Source organism: Pseudomonas sp. WC2 (assembly GCF_050586545.1).
Taxonomy (GTDB): domain Bacteria; phylum Pseudomonadota; class Gammaproteobacteria; order Pseudomonadales; family Pseudomonadaceae; genus Aquipseudomonas.
In genome coordinates, this window is record NZ_JBOBDR010000017.1 from 107,049 (window position 1) to 131,488 (window position 24,440).

A 24,440-nucleotide genomic window follows, 5' to 3' on the forward strand; every position below is an offset into this window, starting at 1 on the left:
CCGGTAGCATTCGCCTCAGTTTGACCCGCCTGGAATCCCCTCATGTCCGACCGCCTGACCCTGCTGCGTCCCGACGACTGGCACATTCATCTTCGCGATGGTGCCGTGTTGACCAATACCGTTGCCGATGTTGCGCGCACTTTTGGCCGCGCGATCATCATGCCCAACCTGGTACCTCCGGTGCGCAACGCCGCTGAAGCCGACGGCTATCGCCAGCGGATTCTCGCTGCCCGCCCGGCTGGCAGTCGCTTTGAGCCGCTGATGGTGCTGTACCTCACCGACCGCACCCAGCCCGAAGAAATTCGTCAGGCCAAGGCCAGCGGTTTCGTGTACGCCGCCAAGCTGTACCCGGCCGGCGCCACCACCAACTCCGATTCCGGGGTGACCAGCATCGACAAGATTCTGCCGGCGATCGAAGCCATGGCCGAAGTCGGCATGCCGCTGCTGATCCACGGTGAAGTCACCCGTGGCGACGTCGATGTGTTCGACCGCGAAAAGATTTTCATCGATGAGCACATGCGCCGTGTGGTCGAGCGTTTCCCGACGCTGAAAGTGGTGTTCGAACACATCACCACCGGCGACGCCGTGCAGTTCGTCAACGAGGCTTCGGCCAACGTTGGCGCGACCATCACCGCGCATCACCTGCTCTACAACCGCAACCACATGCTGGTGGGCGGGATCCGGCCGCACTTCTACTGCCTGCCGATCCTCAAGCGTAATACGCACCAGGAAGCCCTGCTCGACGCCGCCACCAGCGGCAGCGCGAAGTTCTTCCTCGGCACCGACTCGGCGCCGCACGCCCAGCATGCCAAGGAAGCCGCTTGCGGTTGTGCCGGCTGCTACACCGCGTACGCCGCCATCGAGATGTATGCCGAAGCCTTCGAACAGCGTAATGCGCTGGACAAGCTCGAAGCCTTCGCCAGCCTCAACGGCCCGCGTTTCTACGGCCTGCCGGCAAACACCGATCGCATCACCCTGGTTCGTGAAGAATGGACTGCCCCAACCAGCCTGCCGTTTGGCGAGCTGACCGTTATCCCGCTGCGCGCCGGTGAAAAACTGCGCTGGCGCCTGCTGGAGGAACACGCGTGAGTGAAGACCATTTCGACGACGAACTGGACGGTCAAAGTGGTGGTGGCGGTTCCCGTCACCCGATGGCAGCACGCTTTCGCGGCTACCTGCCGGTTGTCGTTGACGTAGAAACCGGCGGCTTCAACTCGGCCACCGATGCGTTGCTGGAGATTGCCGCGACCACAATCGCCATGGACGAAAAGGGTTTTGTTTACCCCGATCACACCTACTTCTTCCGCGTCGAGCCGTTCGAAGGCGCCAACATCGAAGCAGCAGCGCTGGAGTTCACCGGAATCAAGCTCGATCACCCGCTGCGCATGGCGGTCAGCGAAGAAACCGCGCTGACCGACATCTTCCGTGGCATTCGCAAAGCGCTGAAGGCCAACGGCTGCAAGCGCGCGATCCTGGTCGGCCACAACAGCAGCTTCGACCTTGGCTTCCTGAACGCTGCGGTCGCGCGTCTGGACATGAAGCGCAACCCGTTCCACCCGTTCTCCAGTTTCGACACCGCGACGCTGGCCGGTCTGGCGTACGGTCAAACCGTACTGGCAAAAGCCTGCCAGGCAGCTGACATCGATTTCGACGGCCGTGAGGCGCACTCCGCGCGTTACGACACCGAGAAAACCGCTGAGCTGTTCTGTGGCATCGTCAACCGCTGGAAACAGATGGGCGGCTGGGAAGACTTCGACGACTGATCTTCGTTGAATAAATACCGCGCATAAAAAAACCGGCCACATGGGCCGGTTTTTTTGTACCTCGACGTTGCGCCTTACAGGGCAGCAGCGTTCTCGGTCAGGTAAGCCGCAACGCCTTCTGGCGAAGCGTTCATGCCTTTGTCGCCTTTCTTCCAGTTGGCAGGGCAGACTTCGCCGTGCTCTTCGTGGAATTGCAGAGCGTCGACCAGACGGATCAGCTCTTCCATATTACGGCCCAGCGGCAGGTCGTTGATGATCTGCGAGCGGACAACGCCTTTGTCGTCGATCAGGAACGCGCCACGGAAAGCCACGCCGCCTTCGGATTCAACGTCGTAAGCCTTGGCGATGTCGTGCTTCATGTCGGCAGCCATGGTGTATTTCACCTGACCGATGCCGCCATTGTTCACCGGGGTGTTGCGCCATGCGTTGTGAGTGAAGTGCGAGTCGATCGACACAGCGATCACTTCAACGTTGCGTGCCTTGAAGTCAGCCATGCGGTTGTCCAGAGCGATCAGCTCGGACGGGCAGACGAAGGTGAAGTCCAGTGGGTAGAAGAACACCAGGCCGTATTTGCCTTTGATGGCCGAGGACAGGGTGAAGCTGTCAACGATCTCGCCATTGCCGAGTACGGCCGGGACGGTGAAGTCAGGGGCTTGTTTGCCTACGAGTACGCTCATTGATATCTCCTGGTGTAAAAACTTGAAGTTCAGGGTCCGCGCCAGCCTGCCACCCTCAGGCGACAGCCCTGTGACACGAACCCCCTTCGCAAGGGCCGACCATCATACACTGCGAATTTGGCCTGTCCTTAACGGTTTTTTAAAGCAGGCGCAGAACGGCGCTGCATTTACGGGGCCAGGCAAATCGCCAGCAAATACCGTTCGTCAGTCATGGCTGTTAATCAGCTGAAGCCTTCCGAAAGCACTTTGACAATCATTCTCGTTAACATTAAGATCCATCGCAATTGAGTCACAACCAGCGACGGTTCTCACTTATGTATGTTTGTCTCTGCACTGGCGTCACCGACGGACAGATCCGCGAAGCGATCTATGAAGGTTGCTGCAGCTATAAAGAAGTCCGCCAGGCCACCGGCGTCGCCAGCCAATGCGGCAAATGTGCCTGTCTTGCCAAGGAAGTGGTCCGCGAAACCCTGACCAAACTGCAAACCGCTCAGGCCGCGATCCCCTATCCGGTAGAATTTACTGCTGCGTAATAACACCCCATTTCGAAGAACCGGACTTATGTCCGGTTTTTTTATGCCTGTAAATCAATTGCTTAGGCTCAAGACGCGGAACACAAACATTCTTATTCCGATTAATTTTCATATATTATTCAATAACTTAGGTTTGACACTTACAAGTACGAAGCTCAAACTCTGCCGTATATACAGCGCATACAGGGCAGGACTCCGATCATGAAAGGCGACATTACAGTCATCCAGCATCTCAACAAGATCCTTGCCAATGAGCTGGTCGCGATCAATCAGTACTTCCTGCATGCGCGCATGTACGAAGATTGGGGTCTGAACAAGCTCGGCAAGCACGAATACAAAGAATCCATCGACGAGATGAAGCACGCGGACAAGCTGATCAAGCGCATCCTGTTCCTCGAAGGCCTGCCGAACGTGCAGGACCTCGGCAAGCTGCACATCGGCGAACACACCCGGGAAATGCTGGAGTGCGACCTGCGTATCGAGAAGACCGGCCACGCTGACCTGAAGACGGCGATCGCGCATTGCGAAACCGTTGGCGACTTCGGCAGCCGTGAACTGCTCGAAGACATTCTCGAATCCGAAGAAGAACACATTGACTGGCTGGAAACCCAACTCGGTCTGATCGATAAGATTGGTCTTGAGAACTATCTGCAATCGCAGATGGGCGAAGAGTAAGTTAGCGCCCGCTAAACTCGAGACACTAAAAAGCCCCGCCCTCTTTCGAGGCGCGGGGCTTTTTATTGCCCTTTGTGGGAGCCTGGCTTGCCAGCGATGCAGACGCCGCGATTTTACAGAAACACCGCGTCATCGGTTTTCGCGAGCAAGCTTTGCCCCTACAACAAAGGCATCAAGCTTCGGACTTGTTCGCCGCAGCCGCTTCAACAGCCGACTTGATGGTGCTTTGCAGCGAACCGTCTGCAGCCATCTCGGTCATGATGTCGCTACCGCCGACCAGCTCACCGCCGACCCACAGTTGCGGGAAAGTCGGCCAGTTGGCGTACTTAGGCAGGTTGGCGCGGATTTCCGGGTTCTGCAGGATGTCCACGTACGCAAACTTTTCGCCACACGCCATCACAGCCTGTGCAGCTTTCGCGGAGAAGCCACACTGCGGGGCATTCGGCGAGCCTTTCATGTAAAGCAGAATGGTGTTGTTGGCAATCTGCTCTTTAATCGTTTCGATGATATCCATGGAGCACCTCGGCTGAACTTTCCGACTCATGGGTCGGCACGGTGACGCATTGTAACGGAATCCCGAGCGCCATGCTCGGTCTCCCCGACAGTCACGTTCAGGCCGCCGCCACCGTGACCGGCACACCATTGAGCGCCGCGTTGCCGGACAACTCGTCGAGCTGGCATTCGTCGGTCAGGTCATTGGCACTCGACCCCGGCTGACCGCTGGCAATCGCCATCTGCACACCTGGCCGCGCATGACCCCAGCCGTGCGGCAGGCTGACCACGCCTTTCATCATGTCGAGGCTGCCGAGCACCTCCACTTCAATCTGCCCGACCCGCGAACTGACGCGAACCCGCTGACCATCGTTGAGCCCACGGCTGGCGAGGTCGTCCGGGTGCATCAGCAACTGATGGCGCGGCTTGCCCTTCACCAGACGGTGATAGTTGTGCATCCACGAATTGTTGCTGCGCACGTGACGGCGGCCAATCATCAACAGTTCATCGGCGGCTGGTGCTTGCAATGCAGCGAAGCGTGTGAGGTCAGCGAGAATCTCTGGCGGAGCAGCCTGCACTCGCTGATTCGGCGTTTTCAGGCGCGACGCCAGATTGGCTTTCAACGCGCCCAGATCAATTCCATGGGGATGATCGAACAGTGTCGCCAACGAGAGCTTCTGCTCGGCGGCGTCACCGTAAAGGCCCATGCGCAGGCCCATGTCGATCATCTTCGCCGGCGGCATGGTTGGCTTGAGTTCTTTACCGGTCTTCTCAGCAAAGGCCTTGGCCAAGCCGACGAAGATCTCCCAGTCATGCAGCGCGCCCTCTGGCTTGGCGAGGATCGCGCGGTTGAAGCGAGTCACGTTGCGCACCGCAAACAGGTTGAACGTGGTGTCGTAGTGATCGTTCTCCAGCGCCGAGGTCGACGGCAGAATCAGGTCGGCATAACGCGTGGTTTCGTTGATGTACAGGTCGATGCTGACCATGAACTCCAAGCCGTCCAGCGCCTGTTCCAGTTGCCGCCCGTTCGGTGTCGACAATACCGGATTGCCCGCCACGGTGATCAGCGCACGGATCTGGCCTTCGCCGTCGGTGAGCATCTCTTCCGCGAGCGCCGAGACCGGCAACTCGCCACCGTACTCGGGCCGCCCGGAAACCCGACTTTGCCATTTGTTGAAATGCCCGCCCGAGGTCGACGCCACCAGATCGACAGCGGGTTCGGTGCACAGCGCGCCACCCACGCGGTCGAGGTTGCCGGTGACCAGATTGATCAACTGCACCACCCAATGGCACAACGTGCCAAAGGCCTGAGTGGATACGCCCATGCGCCCGTAGCAAACCGCACTCGGCGCCGCCGCAAAGTCACGCGCCAGTTGGCGGATCTGGTCGGCCGGCACGGCGCACAGCGGGCTCATGGTTTCAGCGGTAAATGCGGCGACGGCGGCGCGCACTTCGTCCAGCCCATCGATCGGCAAGTGGCTGTCGCGCGTCAGCCCTTCGCTAAACAGCGTGTTGAGCACGCCAAACAACAACGCCGCATCGCCGCCAGGGCGCACGAACAAATGTTGATCGGCGATCGCCGCTGTTTCGCTGCGCCGTGGATCGACCACCACGACTTTGCCGCCCCGCGCCTGGATCGCTTTCAAGCGTTTCTCAACATCGGGCACGGTCATGATGCTGCCGTTGGACGCCAGCGGGTTGCCGCCGAGGATCAGCATGAAATCGGTGTGATCGATATCGGGAATCGGCAGCAACAGGCCGTGGCCGTACATCAGATAGCTGCTCAGGTGATGCGGCAACTGATCGACCGACGTCGCCGAGTAGCGATTGCGCGTCTTCAACAAGCCGAGGAAATAGTTGCTGTGGGTCATCAGCCCGTAGTTGTGCACGCTCGGGTTGCCTTGATAAACCGCCACCGCATTCTGCCCATGACGCTCCTGAATCGCCGCCAGTTTCTCGGCCACCAGTGCAAACGCCTCGTCCCACTCAATCGGCAGCCATTCGCTGCCGATCCGGCGCATCGGCTGGCGCAGGCGATCGGGATCGTTCTGGATATCTTGCAGCGCTACGGCTTTGGGGCAGATATGACCACGGCTGAAGGTGTCCAGCGCATCGCCCTTGATCGAGGTGATCGCGACGTTGCCATCGGTTTCCGTGGTCTCGATGGTCAGGCCGCAAATGGCTTCACACAGGTGGCAGGCACGGTGGTGGAGAGTCTTGGTCATGGCCAGTCTCTGTCTTGTTCTGGGCGGGCAATGACGCCCGCGGGAACAAAACTATGGCCCCGGCGCCGATCTGGCGCCAGCGATGTTCGTCTTGTGAATCGACGCCTATCAGGTGCGCGGATAAACCGGCGGATTCAATTGGAGGGCAATTGCGGCGGCGCTGCCAGCTGAATCTCCTGGATGGTTTCGATCTGCTCATGGGCGACGTGCACGCCGGTGAGTTCGCCGATCAACCGCCAATGCTCATCGAGCCCAGCGCTGATAGTGGCCATGCGATCGATCATGTGGCGGCCGGCAGATTTGACCACGTCATCTTCGCTGCGCAGCAGTTCGAAGGACATTGACGTCACCGAGGCAGTGAGATGGGTCAGGGAGCGAGCCGTGTGGCCCAACAATTCCATTAACAGTTTTTCTTTCGATTCCATGCGGAGGCTTCCTGCGTCGCTCGAAAGGTATTTATAACCCAGCACTTTGCTTTAGCAAATGTTTCAGGCTGAGCATCCGACCAAATGGTGGCATGGCGCCACGGTCGTAAACCGACTCAAGCGACCCGATCCCCGCCACGCCGCATTGCCAACCCCTGCGAGGCCAGTGTACAAAGAGGCTCGCTGCTGTCTTGAACCCGGCTTCAAATGCGCCACTGCAACATCCAGTGCGCCCTTCGATTCCCGCAAGAACCGTAGCCTATTGGAAAAACGCGACATTTAGTGTCAATATCGCGCCTCCCCCTATTTCGTCGCCCCGTGCGGCTTACGCCGCAGGTCTCGCCCGTTGTTCCGTTAAACAAGGCTTTGAGCATCTGCGGTTTGTAGCAAAAAGGTAGTCAATGATGAGCGCAAGGCACTTTCTCTCCCTGATGGATTGCACGCCCGAAGAGCTGGTCAGCGTGATCCGTCGAGGCGTTGAGCTCAAGGACCTGCGTAACCGCGGCGTACTGTTCGAGCCTCTGAAAAACCGCGTGCTGGGCATGATCTTCGAGAAGTCCTCGACCCGTACCCGGATCTCCTTCGAGGCCGGCATGATCCAGCTCGGCGGCCAGGCGATCTTCCTCTCGCCGCGCGACACCCAACTGGGCCGTGGCGAGCCGATCGGCGACTGCGCCATCGTCATGTCGAGCATGCTCGATGCGGTGATGATCCGTACCTTTGCCCACAGCACCCTGACCGAATTCGCCGCCAACTCGCGCGTGCCGGTGATCAACGGCCTGTCCGATGACCTGCACCCGTGCCAGCTACTGGCCGACATGCAGACGTTCCTTGAGCATCGCGGTTCGATTCAGGGCAAAACCGTGGCCTGGATCGGCGACGGCAACAACATGTGCAACAGCTATATAGAAGCGGCGATCCAGTTCGACTTCCAGTTGCGCGTCGCGTGCCCGGAAGGCTTCGAGCCTAATCCTGAGTTCTTGGCCAAGGCTGGCGATCGTGTGACCATCGTCCGTGATCCGGCCGACGCCGTGCGCGGCGCGCACCTGGTGAGCACCGATGTCTGGACTTCGATGGGTCAGGAAGAGGAAACTGCCAAGCGCCTAAAGCTGTTCGCCCCGTTTCAGGTTAACCGTGCCCTGCTCGACCTCGCTGCCGAGGACGTGCTGTTCATGCACTGCTTGCCTGCGCACCGTGGCGAGGAAATCAGCCTCGACCTGCTTGATGACCCGCGCTCCGTCGCTTGGGATCAAGCAGAAAACCGTCTCCACGCACAGAAGGCCCTGCTCGAGTTCCTCGTTGAACCGGCATATCACCACGCATGAGCCATGAATTACTGCTGAACCTGCGCAACCTCGCTTGCGGCTACCAAGATCAACGAGTGGTGCAGAACCTCAATCTGCACCTCAACGCCGGCGACATCGGCTGCCTGCTCGGCTCCTCCGGCTGCGGCAAGACCACCACCCTGCGCGCGATTGCCGGTTTCGAGCCGGTGCACGAAGGTGAAATCACCCTCGGTGGCGAGACCATTTCCAGCGCCGGTTTCACACTGGCGCCGGAGAAACGCCGGATCGGCATGGTGTTCCAGGACTACGCGCTGTTCCCGCACCTGAGCGTCGCGGACAACATCGCCTTCGGCATTCGCAAGCACCCGAACAAAGAGCGCGTGACCGAAGAACTGCTCGAACTGGTCAACCTGAAAAACCTCGGCAAACGCTTCCCGCATGAGTTGTCCGGTGGCCAGCAACAGCGCGTCGCCCTCGCCCGTGCGTTGGCGCCGGAGCCGCAATTGCTGCTGCTCGACGAGCCGTTCTCCAACCTCGATGGCGAACTGCGCCGCAAACTCAGCCATGAAGTCCGCGACATTCTCAAGGCCCGTGGCACCAGTGCGATTCTGGTGACCCACGATCAGGAAGAAGCCTTCGCCGTCAGCGATCACGTTGGCGTGTTCAAGGAAGGTCGACTGGAGCAATGGGACACGCCGTACAACCTGTACCACGAACCGGCGACGCCATTCGTCGCCAGTTTCATCGGTCAGGGTTACTTCATTCGCGGCCAGCTCGGCAGCCCGGAATCGGTGCAGACCGAACTGGGTGAGTTGCGCGGTAATCGGGCTTATACCTGGCCGATTGGCGGGGCGGTGGATGTGTTGCTGCGTCCGGATGACATTGTTTATGCGCCGGACAGTGCGTTGAAAGCGCGAATCGTCGGCAAAACGTTCCTTGGCGCGTCGACCCTGTATCGCCTGCAATTGCCAACGGGCGCGCAGCTGGAATCGATTTTCCCGAGCCACGCCGATCATCAGGTGGGGGCGGAGGTAGGGATTCGTGTTGCCGCTGAGCATCTGGTCTTGTTCCAGGCATCCGGCAGCACCGCCGCACAAATCCCGGCAGTGGAAAACGGCGTGCGCCGCTACAGCACCGCCCTCTGATCCGCCCTGGATCAAAACGGTGGGAGCGAGCCTGCTCGCGAATACAATCTATCAGTCACAGATGATTTGACTGACCGACCCTATTCGCGAGCAGGCTCGCTCCCACAGGTGTTTTTGGGCTAGCCCAACAACAATGTACCGCTCGCAACCAACGTCGCGTAGCCGCCAATCTTCACCCGCTCACCGTCCAACCGGCAAACCAACTCCCCGCCCCGTGCCGAACGCTGGCATGCGGTGAGGCTCGTTTTGCCCAGACGTTTCGACCAATACGGAATCAGGCTGCAGTGCGTTGAACCGGTCACCGGATCTTCATTGATGCCGATCGCCGGGGCGAAATAGCGCGAGACAAAATCGTGCTGATTACCGCGCGCCGTGATGATTGCGCCCAGCCACGGCAGCTTGGCCAACGCGACCATGTCCGGTTTGCAATCGAGCACGGCCTGCTCCGATTCCAGCACCACGAACAGTTCGTTGGAGCCAAGCACATCAACGGCTTCAACACCCAGCGCGCGCTCTACATCGAGGGTCACGCCAATCTCTGACGGCACGATCGAAGGGAAATCCAGCCACAAGCGGCCATCTTCACGGCTGACACTCAAAGGCCCGGACTTGCTGGTGAAGTCGATACGCTCGGCAGTTTCTTTGTAAATATCGAACAGCACATGCGCGCTAGCCAGCGTCGCGTGCCCGCACAATGGCACTTCCGTGGTCGGGGTGAACCAGCGGATATGCCAGGCCGATCCTTCGCGCACCAGAAATGCCGTTTCTGCCAGATTGTGTTCAGCGGCGATCTTCTGCATCAGCTCATCCGCGAGCCACGCATCCAGCCGATAAATCATCGCCGGGTTGCCACTGAACGGCCGATCACTGAATGCGTCGACCTGATGAAACTCGAGATGCATAACCTTCTCCCTAAGTCAGTCGACAGAGCATGCGGCGCGCGCCGGCTCAGCGCCAGTGACAGAACCGGCCAATTTTCTTCATACAGCGATAACGCTCAGGCGCGACCGATATCGGCGAATTTGGCCTGGGTGTGTTCGGCGAGAACGGCGGGGGCCAATTCGACTTCCAGACCGCGCCGACCGGCACTGACATAAATAGTCGCAAACCCCCGAGCCGAGTTGTCGATAAAGGTGCGCAGGCGCTTCTTTTGCCCGAGCGGACTGATGCCACCCAGCAGATAACCCGTGGAGCGCTGGGCCGCTGCCGGATCAGCCATCTCGACCTTTTTCACTCCAGCAGCGTGGGCCAGACCTTTGAGGTCAAGGCTTCCGACGACCGGCACCACCGCCACCAGTAGCTCGCCTTTTTCACTCGCCGCCAGCAAGGTTTTAAACACCTGCGCCGGTTCCAGCGCGAGTTTCTCAGCAGCCTCCAACCCATACGACGCGGCTTTGGGGTCATGTTCGTAACTGTGCACGCGATGTTCGGCACGAACTTTTTTCAACAAGTCCAACGCAGGGGTCATGGCAGCTCCAGATTCGGCAGCGAGAGAAAAATCCTGCGGCGGATTCTAGGCGATCGCGTCGCAAAAGGCTCTATCCCAGGCCACGTTTGCCGGGGCTTGCAGGGGTTTCAAGTAACTAAGCCAGCGGCAATGGCAAAGGATCATTCACACGGCGAATAGTTTTATTGTGACCGATGGTTCACTTTCGACCTTTGACAGGTTTGTTTCTTGTCTATATTTTTTCGAATCTGAATAATGTAAGAATTATCATCATTGCAGCATCCAGCAGTAAACCGGGAACCGAATGGGGATTCCAACCCGGTGAAAATCGCGCTCTGCCCTGACGGCAATGCGCCAGACAACAACAAAAACCGAGGTTTTCAATGACGACTGCTTTACAGCAACCAACGCTCTCGAGCCAATGCATGGCCGAGTTTCTGGGCACTGCACTCCTGATCTTTTTCGGCACCGGCTGTGTCGCCGCGCTCAAAGTCGCGGGCGCCAGCTTCGGCCTGTGGGAAATCAGCATCATCTGGGGCGTCGGCGTGAGCATGGCGATCTACCTCACCGCAGGCGTTTCCGGCGCGCACCTGAACCCGGCCGTAAGTATTGCGCTGGCGATCTTCGCCGACTTCGAAAAGCGCAAACTGCCGTTCTACATTCTTTCCCAGATCGCCGGCGCCTTCTGCGGCGCGCTGTTGGTTTACACGCTGTATAGCAATCTGTTCTTCGATTACGAACAAACCCACCAAATGGTTCGCGGCTCTGTCGCCAGTCTTGAGTTGGCCTCGGTGTTCTCGACCTTCCCGAATCCGGTGCTGTCGACCGCGCAGGCGTTCCTGGTCGAGATGATCATCACCGCGATCCTGATGGGCACGATCATGGCGCTGACCGACGACAACAACGGGTTGCCAAGAGGCCCGCTGGCGCCACTGCTGATCGGTTTGCTGATCGCGGTGATCGGCAGTTCGATGGGCCCGCTGACCGGTTTCGCGATGAACCCGGCGCGTGACTTCGGTCCGAAACTGATGACTTTCTTCACCGGTTGGGGTGAAATTTCCTTCACTGGCGGCCGTGATATTCCGTACTTCCTGATTCCGATTTTTGCACCGATTGTCGGTGCCTGCCTCGGCGCTGCCGGGTATCGCGGGCTCATCGCCCGTCACCTGACCGGCGCCACACCTGCTACAAAGGATGCAGAACCGGCCATTGACGGCAAACCAAGAACTTCTTGAAACAGTCGGCGCAGGCTCCTGCCCAATCGAGCCTGCGCCACGGCCCACTCTCCCTTATTTCGTCCAAGGCAATCGACATGACCGACATTCAGAATAAGAACTACATCATTGCCCTCGATCAGGGTACGACCAGCTCCCGCGCGATCATTTTCGACCGCGATGCGAACGTGGTCTGCACCGCGCAGCGCGAGTTCGCTCAGCATTACCCGCAGGCCGGTTGGGTCGAACACGATCCGATGGAAATTTTCGCCACCCAGAGCGCGGTGATGGTTGAAGCGCTCGCCCAGGCCGGTCTGCATCACGACCAGGTTGCCGCCATTGGCATTACCAACCAGCGTGAAACCACGGTGGTCTGGGACAAGACCACTGGCCGCCCGGTGTACAACGCGATCGTCTGGCAGTGCCGCCGCAGCACCGAGATCTGCCAGCAACTCAAGCGTGACGGCCACGAAGAGTACATCCGCGATAACACCGGTCTGGTCACCGACCCGTACTTCTCCGGCACCAAGCTGAAGTGGATCCTCGACAACGTCGAAGGCAGCCGCGAGCGTGCGCGCAACGGCGAACTGCTGTTCGGCACCGTTGATAGCTGGCTGATCTGGAAATTCACCGGCGGCAAGGTACACGTCACTGACTACACCAACGCCTCGCGCACCATGCTCTTTAACATCCACTCGCTGGAGTGGGATTCGAAGATGCTCGAGATCCTCGACATCCCGCGCGAGATGCTCCCGGAAGTGAAGGCTTCTTCGGAAATCTACGGCCGCACCAAGAGCGGCATCGCCATCGGCGGTATTGCCGGCGACCAGCAAGCGGCGCTGTTCGGTCAGATGTGCGTCGAGCCGGGTCAGGCAAAAAACACTTACGGCACCGGCTGCTTCCTGCTGATGAACACCGGCGACAAAGCGGTGAAATCCCAGCACGGCATGCTCACCACCATCGCTTGCGGCCCGCGTGGCGAAGTCGCTTACGCGCTGGAAGGCGCGGTATTCAACGGCGGTTCGACCGTGCAATGGCTGCGTGATGAATTGAAGATCATCAACGACGCCCATGACACCGAATACTTCGCCAATAAAGTGAAGGACAGCAACGGCGTTTATCTGGTGCCAGCATTTACTGGTCTCGGCGCTCCTTACTGGGACCCGTATGCCCGTGGCGCGCTGTTCGGTCTGACTCGCGGTGTGCGCGTGGATCACATCATCCGCGCTGCGCTGGAATCGATCGCCTACCAGACCCGCGACGTGCTCGACGCCATGCAACAGGACTCCGGCGAACGCCTGAAAGCCTTGCGCGTGGACGGCGGTGCGGTGGCGAACAACTTCCTCATGCAATTCCAGGCCGACATCCTCGGCACGCAGGTTGAACGCCCGCAAATGCGCGAAACCACGGCACTCGGCGCGGCGTACCTAGCCGGTCTGGCGTGCGGCTTCTGGGGTAGCCTGGAAGAACTACGCGGCAAAGCGGTGATCGAGCGCGAGTTCGAACCGAGCCTGGACGAAGTAGAGAAAGAGAAGCTGTACAAAGGCTGGAAAAAAGCCGTCAGCCGCACCCGTGACTGGGCGCGTGAAGACGCTGAATAAGCCAACCTTCAGAGACTGATAGGCAACTAACTGGTAGGGAGCGGATTCCTGCGGCATCATGGGCAAATTTTGCACGGCAGCCCAAAGGAAGCCCCATGAATCTGCCTCCCCGTCAGCAGCAAATCCTCGAGCTGGTCCGCGAACGCGGCTATGTGAGCATCGAGGAAATGGCCACGCTGTTCGTTGTAACCCCGCAAACCATCCGCCGCGACATCAATCAGCTCGCGGAAGCCAATCTATTGCGTCGCTACCATGGCGGCGCGGCCTACGACTCCAGCGTCGAAAACACTGCCTATGCGATGCGCGCCGATCAAATGCGCGATGAAAAACAACGCATCGGTGAAGCCATCGCTGCGCAGATTCCCGATCACGCCTCGCTGTTCATCAATATCGGTACGACGACCGAATCGATTGCCCGCGCCCTGCTCAATCACAATCACCTGAAGATCATCACCAACAACTTGCACGTGGCGTCGATGCTCAGTGCCAAGGATGATTTCGATGTGTTGCTGACTGGCGGCAATGTTCGTCGTGATGGCGGTGTTGTGGGTCAGGCGAGTGTGGATTTCATCAATCAGTTCAAGGTCGATTTTGCCCTGGTCGGCATCAGTGGTATCGACGAGGACGGCAGCTTGCTGGACTTCGATTATCAGGAAGTACGGGTATCCCAGGCGATCATTGCCAATGCGCGGCAGGTGATTCTGGCGGCGGACTCGAGCAAGTTCGGGCGCAACGCGATGATCCGGTTGGGGCCGATCAGTCTGATTGATTGCCTGGTGACCGATCAGCAACCGGTGCCGGCGCTGGCGCAGTTGTTGAGTCAGCACAAGATTCGCCTGGAAGTCGTTTAACTCCCCTCTTACTCGTTCCCACGCTCCGCGTGGGAATGCCGCCCGGGACGCTCCGCGTCCCACCTCAAGAGCCGACGCAAAGCGTCTATCAATGCATTCCTTTGCTGCGCATGGGAACGATCCATCCGTAAATGTTCGAAAATATTCTTTTAACCGCCCTTCGATGAGTTTTTTCAATCGAATGCGACTGGCTGCGCGCGTGTTTATGGGCTACCATTTTCGCAAATGAACATTCATGTTCGATTTCCAATATAGAAAATCAAAAGAACTCGAGGCCAGCCGATGTCCACCTCTACCTTGCGTACGCCCCCAATCTCCGAGATCTACGACATCGCCGTTATCGGCGGCGGGATCAATGGCGTCGGGATCGCAGCGGATGCCGCCGGTCGCGGGCTTTCGGTGTTCCTTTGCGAAAAAGACGACCTCGCCAGCCACACCTCGTCGGCCAGCAGCAAGCTGATCCACGGTGGCCTGCGCTACCTCGAACATTACGAATTCCGTTTGGTGCGTGAAGCGCTGGCCGAGCGCGAAGTGCTGCTGGCCAAGGCGCCGCACATCGTCAAACCGATGCGCTTCGTGTTGCCGCATCGTCCGCACCTGCGTCCGGCGTGGATGATCCGCGCCGGCCTGTTCCTCTATGACAATCTCGGCAAGCGCGAAAAGCTGCCGGGTTCGAAAAGCCTGAAGTTCGGTGCCGACAGCGCGCTGAAAAGCGAAATCAAGAAAGGCTTCGAATACTCCGATTGCTGGGTCGATGACGCCCGCCTCGTGGTACTTAACGCCATGGCCGCTCGCGAAAAAGGCGCCCACGTGCACACCCAGACCCGTTGCGTCAGCGCCCGTCGTGCCAAAGGGTTGTGGCACCTCAACCTGGAACGCGCCGACGGCAGCCTGTTTTCGATCACCGCCAAAGCGCTGGTGAACGCCGCCGGCCCGTGGGTCGCCAAGTTCATCCGTGACGACCTGAAGATGGAATCGCCGTACGGCATCCGTCTGATTCAGGGCAGCCACATCATCGTGCCGAAACTGTACGAAGGCGATAACGCACACATTCTGCAAAACGAAGATCAGCGCATCGTTTTCACCATTCCGTACCTCAACAACCACTTCACCCTGATCGGCACCACCGACCGTGAATACACCGGCGATCCGGCGAAAGTGGCGATCACCGACGCCGAAACCGATTACTTGTTGAAGGTGGTCAACGCGCACTTCAAGAAGCAGGTCAGCCGTGAAGACATCCAGCACAGCTACTCGGGCGTGCGCCCGCTGTGCAACGATGAATCCGATAATCCGTCGGCGGTGACTCGCGATTACACCTTGGCCTTGTCCGGCAACAGCGAAGAAGCACCACTGCTGTCGGTGTTCGGCGGCAAGCTGACCACCTACCGCAAGCTCGCCGAGTCGGCGATGGCGCAACTGATGCCGTTCTTCACCCAGATGCGCCCGAGCTGGACGGCCACCGCCACCCTGCCCGGCGGCGAAGACATGACCACGCCGCAGGCGTTGAGCGCGCTGATCCGCGATAAATTCGACTTCGTGCCAACCGAGATCGCCCGTCGCTGGTCGACCACCTACGGCAGCCGCACCTGGCGCATGCTCGAAGGCGTGGAAAGCCTCGCCGACATGGGCGACCACATTGGCGGCGGGCTCTACACCCGTGAAGTCGATTACCTGTGCAGCGAAGAGTGGGCGACCACGGCGCACGACATCCTCTGGCGCCGGAGCAAGCTGGGACTGTTCACCACCCCGGCCGAGCAGGAAAAGCTTGCGGCGTATCTGGGTAAGGTTGAGCAGAACCGTAGCAAGATTGAAGCGGCGTGATGTGAACATTGGTTAAACAAAAAGCCCCTGAATCGTAAGGTTCAGGGGCTTTTTGTTTTGTGTGTTTTATTGAATCTGATTGAGTCAGTTAGATCTTTTCCCCTCACCCCTGCCCTCCCGAAACGTCGGACCGCCCCCAAGGGGTAGAGGGGGAAGGGAGCCGATCTTCATGGGCTTCAAAAATCTAAGTTCGACTCGGTATCTCACGTCGGCGTAACTCGACCGTCCACTGCGGTCAGTCCCCTCTCCCTACGGGCGGTCCGACGTTTCGGGAGGGCTAGCGTGAGGGGCTCTTGACCGTTCGGTTTTCCGAACGAGACTCCCCGGTCAATTCGGTAAACCGGATCAGTCCCCACAAAAAAAATTCGCCAAAAAACTTTAATATCCTTATAAATCATCACCTTAACCAATCCAGACTGGTCTGGCACGACTCATGCTCTACACTCTCTCGACGAATGCCTGTTGTGCCAACACTTCAGGAGCCGTCAGGCATTCGAAGCACAAAAGGGCCGACAAACTGGCTCCATAAAAAAAACAATGTCGAGGAAAATTTGATGCGCATCGTTCCCCATATCCTGGGCGCAGCCATTGCTGCCGCTCTGATCAGCACGCCAGTTTTCGCCGCCGAACTCACCGGCACCCTGAAGAAAATCAACGATTCGGGCACCATCACGCTCGCTCACCGCGACAGCTCCATTCCGTTTTCCTACATTGCAGATGCTTCCGGCAAACCAGTGGGCTACTCCCACGACATTCAGGTAGCTATCGTTGAAGCCCTGAAAAAAGACCTGAACAAGCCCGATCTGCAGGTCAAGTACAACCTGGTGACCTCGCAAACCCGTATCCCGCTGATCCAGAACGGCACCGCGGATATCGAGTGTGGCTCGACCACCAACAACGCCGAACGCGCTCAGCAAGTCGACTTCACCGTCAACATCTTCGAAATCGGCACCCGTCTGCTGGTCAAGAAAGACAAGGATGGCAAGCCGTCCTACGCTGACTTCGCCGACCTGAAAGGCAAAAACGTCGTGACCACCGCTGGCACCACGTCCGAGCGCATCATCAAAGCGATGAACGCCGACAAGCAGATGGGCATGAACATCATCTCCGCCAAAGACCACGGCGAATCCTTCAACATGCTGGAAAGCGGCCGCGCCGTTGCCTTCATGATGGACGACGCCCTGCTGGCCGGCGAAGAAGCCAAGGCCAAGAAGCCGGCCGACTGGATCATCACCGGTACGCCGCAGTCCTTCGAAGCCTACGCGTGCATGGTTCGCAAAGACGACCCGGCCTTCAAGAAAGCTGTCGATGACGCCATCGTTGGCCTGTACAAGTCTGGCGAGATCAACAAGATCTACAGCAAGTGGTTCGAGAGCCCGATTCCACCAAAAGGCCTGAACCTGAACTTCCCGATGAGCGATAAGGTGAAAGGTCTGATCGCCACCCCGAGCGACAAGCCGGCGCCTGACGTAAAAATCTGATTCCTGACTAACCTTATCTCCTGAGGGGGCGACCCTCCCTCAGGCGTCTGTTACTACCTGCTGGCTGTACTGTGGAACACTCGACCTGGCGGTTTTCGAGCCGATCGCGTGTGCCCGACGTTCAACGTCGGACGGGAAAGGATTTTCCCCAAGCGGGTGCTTGTACATCGATCGATCTCGAGGGGAGACCCTAATGAATTACAACTGGGACTGGGGCGTGTTCTTCAAGTCCACCGGCGTCGGCAGCGAGACTTATCTCGACTGGTACGTCACCGGTTTGGGCTGGACCATTGCCATCGCCATCGTGGCATGGATCATCGCCTTGCTGCTGGGCTCCATTCTGGGGGTCATGCGCACGGTGCCAAACCGCATCGTATCGGGCATCGCGACCTGCTACGTGGAACTGTTTCGCAACGTGCCGCTGCTGGTTCAGCTGTTCATCTGGTACTTCCTGGTGCCTGATCTGCTGCCGCAAAACCTGCAGGACTGGTACAAACAGGACCTCAATCCGACCACCTCGGCTTACCTGAGCGTTGTCGTGTGCCTGGGCCTGTTCACCGCCGCCCGCGTCTGCGAACAAGTGCGTACCGGCATCCAGGCGCTGCCACGCGGCCAGGAAGCCGCCGCCCGCGCCATGGGTTTCAAGCTGCCGCAGATCTACTGGAACGTGCTGCTGCCCCAGGCCTACCGCATCATCATTCCGCCGCTCACCTCGGAATTCCTCAACGTCTTCAAGAACTCCTCCGTGGCGTCCTTGATCGGTTTGATGGAATTGCTGGCGCAAACCAAACAGACCGCCGAATTCTCGGCCAACCTGTTTGAAGCCTTCACCCTGGCCACGCTGATCTACTTCACCCTGAACATGAGCCTGATGTTGCTGATGCGCATGGTCGAGAAGAAAGTCGCAGTGCCCGGCCTGATCTCCGTGGGGGGTAAATAATGGACTTCGATTTCAGCGGCATCATCCCCGCTATTCCAGGCCTGTGGAACGGCATGGTCATGACCTTGCAGTTGATGGTCATGGGCGTGGTCGGCGGCATCGTGCTGGGGACGATCCTCGCGCTGATGCGCCTGTCGTCGAGCAAACTGCTGTCGCGCGTCGCCGGCGCCTATGTGAACTACTTCCGTTCGATCCCGCTGCTGCTGGTGATCACCTGGTTCTATCTGGCGGTACCGTTCGTGCTGCGCTGGATCACCGGTGAAGACACGCCGATTGGCGCGTTCACCTCCTGCGTCGTGGCCTTCATGATGTTCGAAGCCGCGTACTTCTGCGAAATCGTCCGGGCCGGTGTGCAGTCGATCCCTAAAGGTCAGATGGCCGCGGCGCAGGCGATGGGCATGACCTATGGCCAGACCATGCGTCTGATCATCCTGCCCCAGGCGTTCCGCAAGATGACGCCGTTGCTGCTGCAACAGTCGATCATCCTGTTCCAGGACACCTCGCTGGTTTACACCGTGGGTCTGGTGGACTTCCTCAACTCCGCCCGTTCCAGCGGCGACATCATTGGCCGTTCCAACGAGTTCCTGATCTTCGCCGGTGTCGTCTACTTCATCATCAGCTTTTCCGCCTCGCTGCTGGTCAAGCGTCTGCAAAAAAGGTTCGCCGTATGATCTCTATCAAGAACATCAACAAGTGGTATGGGGACTTCCAGGTGCTGACTGATTGCAGCACCGAGGTCAAAAAAGGCGAAGTGATCGTGGTCTGCGGCCCGTCGGGCTCCGGCAAGTCGACCCTGATCAAATGCGTCAACGCGCTGGAGCCGTTCCAGAAAGGCGACATCGTCGTCGACGGCACCTCGATTGCCGACTCGAAGACCAACCTGCCGAAACTGCGTTCGCGCGTGGGCATGGTGTTCCAGCACTTCGAACTGTTCCCGCACCTGACCATCACCGAAAACCTGACCATCGCGCAGATCAAGGTGTTGGGCCGCAGCAAAGAAGAGGCGACCAAGAAAGGTCTGCAATTGCTCGAGCGCGTTGGCCTGTCAGCGCACGCCCACAAGCATCCGGGGCAACTCTCCGGCGGTCAGCAACAGCGTGTGGCGATCGCCCGTGCGCTGGCAATGGACCCGATCGTCATGCTGTTCGATGAACCGACCTCGGCGCTCGACCCGGAGATGGTGAACGAAGTGCTCGACGTGATGGTGCAACTGGCCCACGAAGGCATGACCATGATGTGCGTGACCCACGAAATGGGCTTCGCCCGTAAAGTGGCGGACCGGGTGATCTTCATGGACGCCGGCAAGATCATCGAAGACTGCCCGAAAGAGGAATTCTTCGGCGACATCAGCGCCCGCTCCGAACGTGCTCAGCACTTCCTCGAGAAAATCCTGCAGCACTGAAAACAACACACCTGCCGGGGCATTACGCCTTCCCTGTGGGAGTGAGCCTGCTCGCGAAGTGGCCATCACATTCAGACTGGATGTTGAATGTCAGTCCGCTTCGCGAGCAGGCTCGCTCCCACAAGGGCCAGCGTTGCTCTCGCAACAAGTGTGGTGGTTGACCCAAGGCATCTGTGATGAAATGCGACCCCAATCTCTATCGCGCCGCGCCGCCATCACTTGCCGTGAAGCCCCGTCTGATTCGTCATTTATTCCTGCCGCCGCTGATCATCGCCCTGATGATCGGCCTGGGTTTTATCGGCTTCTGGACCAGTGAACATTTCGGCATCCGCAGCCTCGGCGAAAATGGCCAGCGTCAGCTGGAACTGCACGCCCGCGCGGTCGAAAGCGAGATCAGCAAATACACCTACCTGCCCAGCCTGCTGGAACTCGAAACCAGTGTCTCGCAGCTGCTGGCCGACCCGACCCCGGAGTACCGGGAAACGGTCAACGCTTACCTCGAAGGCCTGAACCGGCGCAGCCGCAGTCGGGCCATCTACGTCATGGACACCACCGGCCGCGTCATGGCCACCAGCAACTGGCGCGATGTCGACAGTTACCTCGGTGAAGACCTGTCCTTCCGCGCCTATTTCCAGAAAGCCGTACGCGGCGAGCCCGGGCGTTTCTACGGCATCGGCAGCACCAACGGCGAACCCGGTTACTACCTCGCGCATGGCCTCGAAGAACACGGAAAGATCATCGGCGTCGCCGTGGTCAAAGTGCGTCTGGAAGCCATGGAAGAACGCTGGCAACGCGCGCGTCTGGAAGCCTTCGTCAGCGATGAAAACGGCATCATCATTCTCTCCAGCGATCCGGCTCGGCGCCTGAAAGCGGTGATTCCCTTGAGTGAAGCCACCAAGGAAAAACTCGCCCGCAGCCTGCAGTATTACTGGTTCCCGCTTAACGAACTGCAACCGTTGGCTCGCGAAACCTTGTCCGAAGGCGTGGAGAAACTGACCTTCCCGGCCAACAGCGAAGTGCAGTCCGGCGAGGACGACATCAGCTATCTGGCGCAGACCCGACCGCTGAGCGACACGCCGTGGAATTTCACTCTGCTCACGCCGCTGCAAGACCTGCGCCGCGAAGCGATCAACCAAGGCATTCTCGTCGCCGTGGCGTTTGCACTGGTCGCGTTCCTGCTGATCGCCTGGAATGAGCGGCGCAAGGTGATCGCCACCCGCCTCGCCGCCCGCGAAGCCTTGCAGGAAGCCAACAATCAACTGGAGCGTCGGATTACCGAACGCACCACCGACCTGCGCGCCAGCAACGAGCGACTGAAGAGTCAGATCCGCGAACGGCGTCAGGCTGAAGAGACCTTGCGGCGTGCCCAGGATGAGTTGGTGCAGGCGGGTAAACTCGCGGCCATCGGCCAGATGTCGACCAGCATTGCCCACGAATTGAATCAGCCGTTGGCCGCGATGCGCACGCTGTCGGGCAACACCGTGCGCTTTCTCGAGCGCGGCCAACTCGACATCGCCAGCACCAACCTCAAGACCATTAATGACCTGATCGACCGCATGGGCCGCATCACCGCGAGCCTGCGCTCGTTCGCCCGGCGTGGCGACAATCAGGGTCAGGCCAGCCTTGGCAAAGCGGTCGATGCCGCGATGCAAGTGCTCGGTGCCCGGGTCGAAGCCTCGGCGCTGAACGTGCATCGTCAGTTCGCCGATGTGCAGGTGCAGATCGACCAGACGCGCCTCGAACAGATTCTGGTCAACCTGATCGGCAATGCCCTCGACGCCATGCAGGCGCAACCGCTGCCCGAGCTGTGGCTGGAAGGCGAAGAGTTCAACGCCAAGTATCGCTTGCGCGTACGCGACAACGGCCACGGCATCGACGCCGAAGCGCGCAAGCATCTGTTCGAACCGTTCTTCACCACCAAGCCCGGCGAGCATGGCCTGGGCTTGGGCCTGACCCTTTCCGCCAGCCTCGCCGCCGCTACCGGCGGCCATCTGGGTGTCGAACACCCGGCCAGCGGCGGCACCACTTTCGTCCTCAGTTTACCGTTGGTAAGCCCTACTCCCGCCGAGCCAATATGAACCCCGAACTCAGTGTGCTGATCGTCGAAGACGACCCCCATGTGCTGCTCGGCTGCCAACAGGCGCTGACCCTCGAAGACATTCCCTGCATCGGCGTCGGCAGTGCCGAGGAAGCGCTGGAGAAGGTCGGCGAAAACTTTGCCGGCATCGTCATCAGCGACATTCGCCTGCCGGGCATTGATGGCCTGGAACTGCTGACCCGCCTCAAGCAACGCGATCGCAGCCTGCCGGTGGTGCTGATCACCGGTCACGGCGATATTTCCATGGCCGTTGGCGCGATGCAGAAAGGCGCTTACGACTTCATGGAAAAACCGTTCTCGCCGGAGCGTCTGGTCGACGTCGCGCGGCGGGCGCTGGAGCAACGCAGCCTCGCTCGCGAAGTGTCGTCGTTGCGCCGGCAACTGGCCGAGCGCGATTCCCTTGAAGGACGCATCATCGGTCGTTCGCCCGCCATGCAGAACCTGCGCGAACTGATCGCCAACGTCGCCGACACCTCGGCCAATGTGTTGATCGAAGGCGAAACCGGCACCGGTAAAGAACTGGTCGCCCGCTGCCTGCACGATTTCAGTCGCCGCCACAGCAAACAGTTCGTCGCACTCAACTGCGGCGGCCTGCCGGAAAACCTCTTCGAAAGCGAAATCTTCGGCCATGAAGCCAACGCCTTCACCGGCGCGGGGAAACGGCGCATCGGCAAGATCGAGCATGCCGACGGCGGTACGCTGTTCCTTGATGAAGTGGAAAGCATGCCACTGCCGTTGCAGATCAAACTGCTGCGCGTATTGCAGGAACGCACCCTCGAACGCCTCGGCTCGAACCAGAGCGTGGCGGTGGATTGCCGGGTGATTGCGGCGACCAAATCCGATCTCGACGAGGCGAGCAAGGCCGGCGAATTCCGCAGCGACTTGTACTACCGCCTCAACGTGGTGACGCTGGAATTGCCGCCGCTGCGCGAACGTCGCGAAGACATCCTGCAACTGTTCGAACACTTCACCCAGCAATCGGCGTTGCGCTTCGACCGCGCATTGCCGGAGCTGGACAACCAGACCCTGTCGAACTTGATGAGCCACGACTGGCCGGGCAACGTGCGCGAACTGCGCAACGTCGCCGAACGCTTTGCCCTCGGCTTGCCGGCGTTCAAGAAGTCCGGCGCCAACAGCGGTGGACAAGGACTGGGCTTCGCCGAGGCGGTGGAAGCCTTCGAGCGCAACCTGCTCAGCGACGCCCTGCAACGCAGTGGCGGCAACCTCACGCAGGCGAGTCTTGAGCTGGGCATGGCCAAGACCACGCTGTTCGACAAAGTGAAAAAATACGGCCTGAGCCATTAAGCGAGAACGACGTGGACCTGATGTTCAAAGCCCTGTTGGGCGCTGCGGTGGTACTGCTCATCGCTGCGCTGTCAAAGACCAAAAACTATTACATCGCCGGACTGGTGCCGCTGTTTCCAACGTTCGCGCTGATCGCGCATTACATCGTCGGCAAGGGGCGTTCGATTGAGGATTTGAAGACCACGATCGTGTTCGGGATGTGGTCGATCATTCCGTATTTTGTGTATCTGGCGACGTTGTACGTGATGGTGGACCGGATGCGGCTTGAGGCGTCGCTGGCGGTCGCGGCCGTCGCGTGGCTGATGGCCGCGACCGTGCTGGTCAGCGTCTGGGTTCGGCTGCACAGTTGATATCCACTAGCCGTTGACCGTGCCGCCCTTGGATTCGGCCATGATCTGCCGGATCGCGCCGACAAATGTTTCTACCGGTTGCCCACCCGTCACCGCGTACTGGCCGTTGAACACCACGGTCGGCACCGAACTCACCCCGCGCTGGAGCCACAACTGCTCTTCTTCGCGCACCGCTTTGGCATATTCATCGGACGCCAGAATCGTCTCGGCGCGTTGACGATCAAGCCCGATACTTTCAGCAATCTGCACCAACTGCCCACGGTCAGACGGATTGCCGCCATCGCTGAAATACGCCTTGAACAACGCCTCCTTCAACGGCAACTGCAAACCCTCGTTCCCGGCCCAATGCAGCAAGCGATGCGCATCAAACGTGTTGTAGATACGGCTGTTGCCATCCGTGCGAAAGGCAAATCCAACTTCGGCACCACGGGCACGAATCGCCTCGCGATTCTTCTGCGATTGCTCCGGCGTCGAGCCGTATTTTTCTTGAATGTGTTCGGCGATGTTCTGCCCTTCGGCAGCCATTTTCGGATTCAGCTCGAACGGCTGAAAACGGATCTCCGCTTGCACTTCATTGCGCAGAATTTCCAGCGCTTCCAGCAAGCCATACAAACCGACAACGCACCAAGGGCAGGAGACGTCGCTGACAAAATCGATTTTCAAAGCGGAACTCATCACACACCTCGCGAGGGGAAATCGTGCGGGA

Annotated in this window: 24 protein-coding genes; 17 read left to right on the forward strand and 7 right to left on the reverse strand. The window is 59.2% G+C overall.

The genetic code is table 11. The features are described 5' to 3' along the window. The first annotated feature begins 42 nt into the window (after positions 1-42). Entirely contained in the window at positions 43-1,089 is a 1,047-nt protein-coding gene (pyrC, locus tag ACQ4OE_RS20625; RefSeq protein WP_122589755.1) for a dihydroorotase, read from the forward strand. Continuing rightward, a complete protein-coding gene (rnt, locus tag ACQ4OE_RS20630) occupies positions 1,086-1,763 on the forward strand; it encodes a ribonuclease T (protein WP_007916667.1) in 678 nt (225 codons plus the stop codon). The genes pyrC and rnt overlap by 4 nt, the downstream gene beginning before the upstream one ends. Positions 1,764-1,837: 74 nt before the next feature. On the opposite strand, the gene ACQ4OE_RS20635 is transcribed toward rnt, so the two are convergent. Beyond that, positions 1,838-2,440, reverse strand: a complete 603-nt coding sequence (locus tag ACQ4OE_RS20635; RefSeq protein ID WP_003227723.1) for a peroxiredoxin — start codon at positions 2,438-2,440, stop codon at positions 1,838-1,840. A 314-nt stretch (positions 2,441-2,754) separates the two neighbouring features. Here ACQ4OE_RS20635 and ACQ4OE_RS20640 point away from each other — a divergent pair, with 314 nt between their 5' ends. Beyond that, the gene (locus ACQ4OE_RS20640) at positions 2,755-2,973 is read left to right on the forward strand and encodes a bacterioferritin-associated ferredoxin (protein WP_003227725.1); all 219 of its coding nucleotides are present in this window, start codon (positions 2,755-2,757) and stop codon (positions 2,971-2,973) included. A 201-nt stretch (positions 2,974-3,174) separates the two neighbouring features. Next, on the forward strand, positions 3,175-3,648 hold the full coding sequence (gene bfr / locus ACQ4OE_RS20645) for a bacterioferritin (RefSeq protein ID WP_122589757.1): 474 nt from the start codon (positions 3,175-3,177) through the stop codon (positions 3,646-3,648). A gap of 172 nt (positions 3,649-3,820) precedes the next feature. Here the strand turns inward: bfr and grxD are convergent, their stop codons facing one another. The 3 genes from grxD to ACQ4OE_RS20660 form a co-directional block, all read right to left on the reverse strand. Continuing rightward, positions 3,821-4,162: a Grx4 family monothiol glutaredoxin gene (gene grxD / locus ACQ4OE_RS20650; RefSeq protein WP_008079424.1), complete on the reverse strand. Its 342-nt coding sequence runs from the start codon at positions 4,160-4,162 to the stop codon at positions 3,821-3,823. Between the two features lie 97 nt (positions 4,163-4,259). Next, positions 4,260-6,365, reverse strand: coding sequence for a molybdopterin oxidoreductase family protein (locus ACQ4OE_RS20655; RefSeq protein WP_430947721.1), 2,106 nt, complete (start codon positions 6,363-6,365; stop codon positions 4,260-4,262). Positions 6,366-6,499: 134 nt separating this feature from the next. After that, positions 6,500-6,790 (reverse strand): hypothetical protein, encoded by a 291-nt coding sequence (locus ACQ4OE_RS20660; RefSeq protein WP_122589761.1) that lies wholly within the window; start codon positions 6,788-6,790, stop codon positions 6,500-6,502. Positions 6,791-7,194: 404 nt separating this feature from the next. On the opposite strand from ACQ4OE_RS20660, the gene argF reads away from it, so the two are divergent. After that, the gene (gene argF / locus ACQ4OE_RS20665; RefSeq protein ID WP_430947722.1) at positions 7,195-8,115 is read left to right on the forward strand and encodes an ornithine carbamoyltransferase; all 921 of its coding nucleotides are present in this window, start codon (positions 7,195-7,197) and stop codon (positions 8,113-8,115) included. Continuing rightward, positions 8,112-9,221 carry an ABC transporter ATP-binding protein gene (locus tag ACQ4OE_RS20670; RefSeq protein WP_122589765.1) on the forward strand — a complete coding sequence of 370 codons (1,110 nt, stop codon included), beginning with the start codon at positions 8,112-8,114 and terminating at the stop codon, positions 9,219-9,221. The genes argF and ACQ4OE_RS20670 overlap by 4 nt, the downstream gene beginning before the upstream one ends. A gap of 119 nt (positions 9,222-9,340) precedes the next feature. Here ACQ4OE_RS20670 and ACQ4OE_RS20675 read toward each other — a convergent pair whose 3' ends face one another. Together ACQ4OE_RS20675 and ybaK are read right to left on the reverse strand one after the other, a co-directional pair. Beyond that, complete coding sequence (locus tag ACQ4OE_RS20675; RefSeq protein WP_430947723.1) at positions 9,341-10,123, reverse strand: PhzF family phenazine biosynthesis protein; 783 nt, start codon at positions 10,121-10,123, stop codon at positions 9,341-9,343. 95 nt (positions 10,124-10,218) lie between these two features. Further along, on the reverse strand, positions 10,219-10,689 hold the full coding sequence (gene ybaK / locus ACQ4OE_RS20680; protein WP_430947724.1) for a Cys-tRNA(Pro) deacylase: 471 nt from the start codon (positions 10,687-10,689) through the stop codon (positions 10,219-10,221). Positions 10,690-11,051: 362 nt separating this feature from the next. Here ybaK and ACQ4OE_RS20685 point away from each other — a divergent pair, with 362 nt between their 5' ends. From ACQ4OE_RS20685 to ACQ4OE_RS20735, 11 genes are all read left to right on the forward strand, one after another. Continuing rightward, complete coding sequence (locus ACQ4OE_RS20685; RefSeq protein WP_430947725.1) at positions 11,052-11,903, forward strand: MIP/aquaporin family protein; 852 nt, start codon at positions 11,052-11,054, stop codon at positions 11,901-11,903. A 77-nt stretch (positions 11,904-11,980) separates the two neighbouring features. Then, positions 11,981-13,483: a glycerol kinase GlpK gene (gene glpK, locus ACQ4OE_RS20690; RefSeq protein ID WP_007916698.1), complete on the forward strand. Its 1,503-nt coding sequence runs from the start codon at positions 11,981-11,983 to the stop codon at positions 13,481-13,483. Positions 13,484-13,578: 95 nt separating this feature from the next. Continuing rightward, positions 13,579-14,334 (forward strand): DeoR/GlpR family transcriptional regulator, encoded by a 756-nt coding sequence (locus ACQ4OE_RS20695; protein ID WP_007916700.1) that lies wholly within the window; start codon positions 13,579-13,581, stop codon positions 14,332-14,334. Positions 14,335-14,616: 282 nt separating this feature from the next. Beyond that, positions 14,617-16,158: a glycerol-3-phosphate dehydrogenase gene (gene glpD, locus ACQ4OE_RS20700; protein WP_122589773.1), complete on the forward strand. Its 1,542-nt coding sequence runs from the start codon at positions 14,617-14,619 to the stop codon at positions 16,156-16,158. A 554-nt stretch (positions 16,159-16,712) separates the two neighbouring features. Continuing rightward, positions 16,713-17,639, forward strand: a complete 927-nt coding sequence (locus ACQ4OE_RS20705; protein ID WP_122589775.1) for a glutamate/aspartate ABC transporter substrate-binding protein — start codon at positions 16,713-16,715, stop codon at positions 17,637-17,639. Between the two features lie 193 nt (positions 17,640-17,832). After that, positions 17,833-18,579 carry an amino acid ABC transporter permease gene (locus ACQ4OE_RS20710; RefSeq protein ID WP_008079435.1) on the forward strand — a complete coding sequence of 249 codons (747 nt, stop codon included), beginning with the start codon at positions 17,833-17,835 and terminating at the stop codon, positions 18,577-18,579. Next, positions 18,579-19,250 carry an amino acid ABC transporter permease gene (locus tag ACQ4OE_RS20715; protein WP_003227756.1) on the forward strand — a complete coding sequence of 224 codons (672 nt, stop codon included), beginning with the start codon at positions 18,579-18,581 and terminating at the stop codon, positions 19,248-19,250. Before ACQ4OE_RS20710 ends, ACQ4OE_RS20715 begins: the two co-directional genes overlap by 1 nt. Further along, the gene (locus ACQ4OE_RS20720; RefSeq protein WP_007963947.1) at positions 19,247-19,981 is read left to right on the forward strand and encodes an amino acid ABC transporter ATP-binding protein; all 735 of its coding nucleotides are present in this window, start codon (positions 19,247-19,249) and stop codon (positions 19,979-19,981) included. The genes ACQ4OE_RS20715 and ACQ4OE_RS20720 overlap by 4 nt, the downstream gene beginning before the upstream one ends. Before the next feature lie 176 nt (positions 19,982-20,157). Beyond that, entirely contained in the window at positions 20,158-22,059 is a 1,902-nt protein-coding gene (locus tag ACQ4OE_RS20725) for a sensor histidine kinase (protein WP_430947726.1), read from the forward strand. Beyond that, positions 22,056-23,384, forward strand: coding sequence for a sigma-54-dependent transcriptional regulator (locus tag ACQ4OE_RS20730; RefSeq protein ID WP_430947727.1), 1,329 nt, complete (start codon positions 22,056-22,058; stop codon positions 23,382-23,384). The genes ACQ4OE_RS20725 and ACQ4OE_RS20730 overlap by 4 nt, the downstream gene beginning before the upstream one ends. Before the next feature lie 20 nt (positions 23,385-23,404). Further along, complete coding sequence (locus ACQ4OE_RS20735) at positions 23,405-23,734, forward strand: GlpM family protein (RefSeq protein ID WP_430947748.1); 330 nt, start codon at positions 23,405-23,407, stop codon at positions 23,732-23,734. Positions 23,735-23,740: 6 nt separating this feature from the next. Here the strand turns inward: ACQ4OE_RS20735 and ACQ4OE_RS20740 are convergent, their stop codons facing one another. Further along, the gene (locus ACQ4OE_RS20740; protein ID WP_430947728.1) at positions 23,741-24,409 is read right to left on the reverse strand and encodes a DsbA family oxidoreductase; all 669 of its coding nucleotides are present in this window, start codon (positions 24,407-24,409) and stop codon (positions 23,741-23,743) included. Positions 24,410-24,440 lie beyond the last annotated feature (31 nt).

What these genes read in the sequence shown, in the direction of transcription:
- pyrC (WP_122589755.1), top strand. Translation starts at nt 43, where the DNA reads ATGTCCGACCGCCTGACCCTGCTGCGTCCCGACGACTGGCACATTCAT.
- ACQ4OE_RS20635 (WP_003227723.1), bottom strand. Translation starts at nt 2,440, where the DNA reads ATGAGCGTACTCGTAGGCAAACAAGCCCCTGACTTCACCGTCCCGGCC.
- ACQ4OE_RS20640 (WP_003227725.1), top strand. Translation starts at nt 2,755, where the DNA reads ATGTATGTTTGTCTCTGCACTGGCGTCACCGACGGACAGATCCGCGAA.
- bfr (WP_122589757.1), top strand. Translation starts at nt 3,175, where the DNA reads ATGAAAGGCGACATTACAGTCATCCAGCATCTCAACAAGATCCTTGCC.
- grxD (WP_008079424.1), bottom strand. Translation starts at nt 4,162, where the DNA reads ATGGATATCATCGAAACGATTAAAGAGCAGATTGCCAACAACACCATT.
- ACQ4OE_RS20655 (WP_430947721.1), bottom strand. Translation starts at nt 6,365, where the DNA reads ATGACCAAGACTCTCCACCACCGTGCCTGCCACCTGTGTGAAGCCATT.
- ACQ4OE_RS20660 (WP_122589761.1), bottom strand. Translation starts at nt 6,790, where the DNA reads ATGGAATCGAAAGAAAAACTGTTAATGGAATTGTTGGGCCACACGGCT.
- argF (WP_430947722.1), top strand. Translation starts at nt 7,195, where the DNA reads ATGAGCGCAAGGCACTTTCTCTCCCTGATGGATTGCACGCCCGAAGAG.
- ACQ4OE_RS20670 (WP_122589765.1), top strand. Translation starts at nt 8,112, where the DNA reads ATGAGCCATGAATTACTGCTGAACCTGCGCAACCTCGCTTGCGGCTAC.
- ACQ4OE_RS20675 (WP_430947723.1), bottom strand. Translation starts at nt 10,123, where the DNA reads ATGCATCTCGAGTTTCATCAGGTCGACGCATTCAGTGATCGGCCGTTC.
- ybaK (WP_430947724.1), bottom strand. Translation starts at nt 10,689, where the DNA reads ATGACCCCTGCGTTGGACTTGTTGAAAAAAGTTCGTGCCGAACATCGC.
- ACQ4OE_RS20685 (WP_430947725.1), top strand. Translation starts at nt 11,052, where the DNA reads ATGACGACTGCTTTACAGCAACCAACGCTCTCGAGCCAATGCATGGCC.
- glpK (WP_007916698.1), top strand. Translation starts at nt 11,981, where the DNA reads ATGACCGACATTCAGAATAAGAACTACATCATTGCCCTCGATCAGGGT.
- ACQ4OE_RS20695 (WP_007916700.1), top strand. Translation starts at nt 13,579, where the DNA reads ATGAATCTGCCTCCCCGTCAGCAGCAAATCCTCGAGCTGGTCCGCGAA.
- glpD (WP_122589773.1), top strand. Translation starts at nt 14,617, where the DNA reads ATGTCCACCTCTACCTTGCGTACGCCCCCAATCTCCGAGATCTACGAC.
- ACQ4OE_RS20705 (WP_122589775.1), top strand. Translation starts at nt 16,713, where the DNA reads ATGCGCATCGTTCCCCATATCCTGGGCGCAGCCATTGCTGCCGCTCTG.
- ACQ4OE_RS20710 (WP_008079435.1), top strand. Translation starts at nt 17,833, where the DNA reads ATGAATTACAACTGGGACTGGGGCGTGTTCTTCAAGTCCACCGGCGTC.
- ACQ4OE_RS20715 (WP_003227756.1), top strand. Translation starts at nt 18,579, where the DNA reads ATGGACTTCGATTTCAGCGGCATCATCCCCGCTATTCCAGGCCTGTGG.
- ACQ4OE_RS20720 (WP_007963947.1), top strand. Translation starts at nt 19,247, where the DNA reads ATGATCTCTATCAAGAACATCAACAAGTGGTATGGGGACTTCCAGGTG.
- ACQ4OE_RS20725 (WP_430947726.1), top strand. Translation starts at nt 20,158, where the DNA reads ATGAAATGCGACCCCAATCTCTATCGCGCCGCGCCGCCATCACTTGCC.
- ACQ4OE_RS20730 (WP_430947727.1), top strand. Translation starts at nt 22,056, where the DNA reads ATGAACCCCGAACTCAGTGTGCTGATCGTCGAAGACGACCCCCATGTG.
- ACQ4OE_RS20735 (WP_430947748.1), top strand. Translation starts at nt 23,405, where the DNA reads ATGTTCAAAGCCCTGTTGGGCGCTGCGGTGGTACTGCTCATCGCTGCG.
- ACQ4OE_RS20740 (WP_430947728.1), bottom strand. Translation starts at nt 24,409, where the DNA reads ATGAGTTCCGCTTTGAAAATCGATTTTGTCAGCGACGTCTCCTGCCCT.